We start from the raw sequence: 531 nt of genomic DNA on the forward strand, positions 1-531 counted from the left end.
CACCCCGGTCCTCCGGTCCGACCCTCTCCCTCTGGGAGAGGGTGGAGCTGCGCGTCCCCTCACCCCGGACCTGCGGTCCGACCCTCTCCCGATGGGAGAGGGCGCCACAAACCATAATTCAGTCGAGGCGGGGCAGGGGCGCTCGCGGCGCCTGTGCGCGAGCAATATCGGCGGCGCGAAGGATTTCCTGCAGCACCCAATCCAGTCGTTCTTCCACGTCGTCGTTGGTGAAGCGCAATTCCAGATAACCATGACTTTCGATCGCAGCGCGGCGCGCGGCGTCAGAAAGCGGTTGATCTGTATGATGGCTGCCATCGAGTTCTATGGTGAGTCCGAGGCTGTAGCAGCAGAAGTCAGCGATATATCCCGCAATCGGAACTTGACGGCGAAACTTGAGCCCATGGAAACGCGAAGCGCGCAATTCGCGCCAGAGAAGTCCCTCGGGACCCGTGCTATCGCGCCGCAGTCTGCGAGCGATGGAAATGTTCTTGCCCGCCATCTATCGATCAAATCGCAAAATTCGATAGCGGG

Annotated in this window: 1 protein-coding gene; it reads left to right on the forward strand. The window is 61.0% G+C overall.

Annotated elements, in window-relative coordinates:
• Positions 1-91: 91 nt before the first annotated feature.
• A partial coding sequence (locus tag NEI07_RS19825; RefSeq protein ID WP_256032857.1) for a hypothetical protein occupies positions 92-531 on the forward strand: 440 nt, incomplete at its 3' end.

It is taken from the genome of Methylocystis suflitae, from assembly GCF_024448135.1.
GTDB classification, from domain to species: Bacteria; Pseudomonadota; Alphaproteobacteria; order Rhizobiales; family Beijerinckiaceae; genus Methylocystis; species Methylocystis suflitae.